The following is a 3,485-nucleotide window of genomic DNA, read 5'->3' on the forward strand; positions in this document are numbered from 1 at the left end:
CCAATAAGAATAAAATCAACTGGGAAATCCCAGTTGATTAATTATTTAATTAGGGTATAATAATTAATAATATAAGATTATATGGACATAACTTATGACCGCTAGAGCGGGGTACTATATTTGTTTAATTATTAATAATATTAGCTGAAGCAATTAATGTAGAGGGGCCAGCATTATGTTATGCCTTCATGGTTAATATTAATTCTGTTTAATTTCACCTCCTTTATTTTTTAAATATTATACTACTTTTTTAAATAAAATCAATTGGGAAATTCCAGTTGAAGAAAAATAATAAAAGTAGTATAATATATTTTGATAAATCGAACTAAAGGAGAATATATTATGACTACATTAACACCAAAATTGAATCATACCAAAGATTGGTATGCAGAAAGACTAAGAGACAATATCTGTGTCGTTGTGTTTGAAAAAACAGATGGTACAGAGCGTACAATGATCTGTACAACTAAATCAGATCAAGTACCACCTGCTGGTGCAACTACAAGAACGGTAACTGTTCCTGATCACCAGGTGCGCACATTTGACATCCAAAAACAAGAATGGAGATCTTTTAATGTTGGCACTGTAATCTCTTTTGATATCGTAGATCAAGATGGTTCTTAAAATTGGTCAAAAACCAATTTTAAGTAATCAAGAAAGATTTGAATCTAAATTCGTTAGAGGATCTCCTGATGAATGTTGGAATTGGTTAGGTTATATTAACCAATATGGGTATGGTGATTTTCATCCTAGAGTTGATCCATTAATTAACAAGTATGAGTATATACAAGCCCATAGATATTCATATAAGTTGTATGTTGGTGAAATTACTGAACAAGTTGTTCGACACACTTGTCATAACAGACGATGTGTTAATCCAAACCATTTAGTTCAAGGATCCCACAAAGACAATGGACAAGATATGGTTAAAGCTGGTCGCTCATTAAGAGGAGAGCGAAATAATAAATCTGTATTAACGGAAGATCAAGTTCGTGTATTATTGCATGATTTTGATACAGGTTACTATAAAGGTTTTTATAAAGATAAAGCTGAAATATTAGGTATTGCGTATCAAACAGTACACAGAATATGTAATAGGAAAAATTGGAAACATATTAAATGGTAATTTTTTACCCAGTTGAAAAGAAATAAAATTTCAGTATAATAATTTCATCATTTAAGAATTAGATTAACAGGAAGGAATAAATTAAATTTCCCAGTTGAAAAGATTTTTAAATGAGAGATAATATATTCATCATTTAATAATAAAGAAACAAATGGATTACACATATAAATTAATTATCCAGTTGAAATTTTTTAAAATTAATTGATAATATAGTTGTAGTAAAAAGTAATAAACAATCTTATTTTTAATATCATTTTAAGGAGACTATCATGTCTACAAAAACCAACACAACCAATGCAAAAACCAATGCTGCTGTCGTTCTCGGTGCCGTCAATTCTCAAATCACTCAAAACGTTGCTGTTGCTGCTGCCGTTGCGGTTCAAGTTGAATCCAAAGCTGCCAAAGGTCGTGCGATCTGGGATCGTGAATTGGCCAAAGTCGGTGGCGACGGTACCAAACTGGTACGCAAAGACATCATCAATCTGTTGAAATCTGAAGCAGGTCTGACCCAAGCTGGTGCAGCAACGTATTACCAAAAAATGAAAGAAAAAGCTGGTTTGGTCAATCATCGTGATGTGGCTGCAGTTGCTCCTGCTACCACAACGGCAGAACCTGCTGCTGAGTAATCAGTAATAAGTGGATGGAAGTTTAAAGATATAATATTTTTAAACTTTGGTAATGGGTGGTTCAAATCCACCCATCCACTCTAAAGGTCAGAAGGATCATAGCAGCGATGTCAGATCGCGGACGGTTTGAAAGAGATATCGTCCCATATTGGATCTTTCTGTTTATCAACGGCCAATATATTCCCAGTGGGGAAGGAATGGTGTAAAATGAATTGGCCCTGACTAAGTTAATCAATGTGAATGAATTATGGTAAAACCGGCTTGGAACTAAAGTTCCCGTTTGGACTTTCATACGGAGAGTTCATTCGAATTACTGATTAGAAGTACATTGGGTATGTGCGGTTATGTTGGTCATGAACGACATAATAGAGTGTTAGGTTCGAGTCCTAACCTGATTAGTAATTCGAATCAATGGGGTGTTGGACTTTCATTGGTTGTTCATATATATTACCTTACCTCGATGGACTAATTAGGTCAACCTGCAACTGTATTACTAATTAGTTCATCACTTTTTTTGATAAATTTAAAAAGTAGTATAATATTTTTTAAATTTATTAACCATCCTATGAAAGGAGAGAACAATGTCAACTAATATCAAACTCCTGTTAGAAATGTTAAAGGGTAGCCAAAAACAAATGGAGATCTTGGACAATGATCCTACACTAAAGGCTCTCAACATCCAATTGGAGGAAGTTAAACCTCAACTGGTTGCTATATTGGCACAAGCTGTTCAACGGTCATATGACTTGGCTCCTGAGTCGATTAAACCTTATATTCATCATAAGATGATTGTATCATCTATGATGGAAGGAATATACAGTGATCTTTGTTGTCAGACCATGGATCAACTCAATCCTGATTGGGAGAAGATTCATTATCCTTCTCCTGAAGAAACCATCATGCAATTGATGACTGAATCAATGGAAAAAACAGATTCAACATCTTCGATGGTACCTGAAGCACCGTCTGAAAAGATTGTTCTTCATTAAAAACTCCCAGTTGAAAAAGAAAGAAATTGTAGTATAATATAATTTCTTTCTTAACAACTAAAAGGTAAATTGTTATGGCTAAAATAGTAATCCCAGCAGAAGATATATCAGAACATATGAATGATTCTGGTATTCTTGGATCATTTAATTATGATTCATCTAATGGTATGACGATTAATTATTGTCGTCAAGCTCATGCACTTACTGATGTAGAGTTTGAAGTCCATACTAACTTAGATCTGGAATTGGAATGTCCAGATTATATTGAAAAGGAAAAGTTCGACAAACAAGAGCATCTATTGTTTGTCACACAAGCAGAACTAAAAGGTGCACAACACAGAATTCTACAACAAGCTCAATTGATAAATGATCTACAACAAGAGTTTGTTAAAAAGGATGAAAGGCTCAAAGAACAAGCCAATACAATCCTCAAATATGCTAACGCTAAATTAGCTAAACCAACAACCCCAACCAACTTCTGGTCTAAAATGAGGGAATGGATATGAGTGTACTAGTAATCAATTCAAAAAAAGAACTGGCAACTTTGAGACGTGCTGCTCAAAACGACTTTGATTATTGGAATGATACTATTCTTGATGATGTTGGTTGTGATAATATCATCAATATTAGTGACAAAAGTCAAGTCCTAGAATTACGCGTTGTCATCAACGAAAGAATCGAGAATTTGGTTGAAGCTACTCGATTGGTGGAAAGAGTGAATGCAATTGATGATTCATCTCTTCC

Annotated in this window: 6 protein-coding genes; all 6 read left to right on the top strand. The window is 33.9% G+C overall.

Features of this window, described 5'->3' with window-relative positions:
• Nucleotides 1-342 precede the first annotated feature (342 nt).
• The gene (locus tag EO766_RS17880; RefSeq protein ID WP_287101747.1) at nucleotides 343-624 is read left to right on the top strand and encodes an SH3 beta-barrel fold-containing protein; all 282 of its coding nucleotides are present in this window, start codon (nucleotides 343-345) and stop codon (nucleotides 622-624) included.
• Nucleotides 614-1,126 (top strand): HNH endonuclease, encoded by a 513-nt coding sequence (locus tag EO766_RS17885; protein WP_287101748.1) that lies wholly within the window; start codon nucleotides 614-616, stop codon nucleotides 1,124-1,126. Before EO766_RS17880 ends, EO766_RS17885 begins: the two co-directional genes overlap by 11 nt.
• Before the next feature lie 269 nt (nucleotides 1,127-1,395).
• Nucleotides 1,396-1,752 (top strand): hypothetical protein, encoded by a 357-nt coding sequence (locus tag EO766_RS17890; RefSeq protein WP_287101749.1) that lies wholly within the window; start codon nucleotides 1,396-1,398, stop codon nucleotides 1,750-1,752.
• A 581-nt stretch (nucleotides 1,753-2,333) separates the two neighbouring features.
• Nucleotides 2,334-2,741 carry a hypothetical protein gene (locus tag EO766_RS17895; RefSeq protein ID WP_287101751.1) on the top strand — a complete coding sequence of 136 codons (408 nt, stop codon included), beginning with the start codon at nucleotides 2,334-2,336 and terminating at the stop codon, nucleotides 2,739-2,741.
• Between the two features lie 74 nt (nucleotides 2,742-2,815).
• Nucleotides 2,816-3,247 carry a hypothetical protein gene (locus EO766_RS17900; RefSeq protein ID WP_287101752.1) on the top strand — a complete coding sequence of 144 codons (432 nt, stop codon included), beginning with the start codon at nucleotides 2,816-2,818 and terminating at the stop codon, nucleotides 3,245-3,247.
• Nucleotides 3,244-3,485 (top strand): hypothetical protein (locus tag EO766_RS17905; RefSeq protein WP_287101753.1); only part of this gene is annotated, 242 nt, incomplete at its 3' end. The genes EO766_RS17900 and EO766_RS17905, both read left to right, overlap by 4 nt.

Origin of the sequence: Hydrotalea sp. AMD (genome assembly GCF_004100315.1) — a bacterium.
In the GTDB taxonomy this organism is placed as follows: domain Bacteria; phylum Bacteroidota; class Bacteroidia; order Chitinophagales; family Chitinophagaceae; genus Hydrotalea; species Hydrotalea flava.

Excerpts from the sequence above, each read along its gene's own strand:
- EO766_RS17880 (WP_287101747.1), top strand. The coding sequence starts at position 343 with ATGACTACATTAACACCAAAATTGAATCATACCAAAGATTGGTATGCA.
- EO766_RS17885 (WP_287101748.1), top strand. The coding sequence starts at position 614 with ATGGTTCTTAAAATTGGTCAAAAACCAATTTTAAGTAATCAAGAAAGA.
- EO766_RS17890 (WP_287101749.1), top strand. The coding sequence starts at position 1,396 with ATGTCTACAAAAACCAACACAACCAATGCAAAAACCAATGCTGCTGTC.
- EO766_RS17895 (WP_287101751.1), top strand. The coding sequence starts at position 2,334 with ATGTCAACTAATATCAAACTCCTGTTAGAAATGTTAAAGGGTAGCCAA.
- EO766_RS17900 (WP_287101752.1), top strand. The coding sequence starts at position 2,816 with ATGGCTAAAATAGTAATCCCAGCAGAAGATATATCAGAACATATGAAT.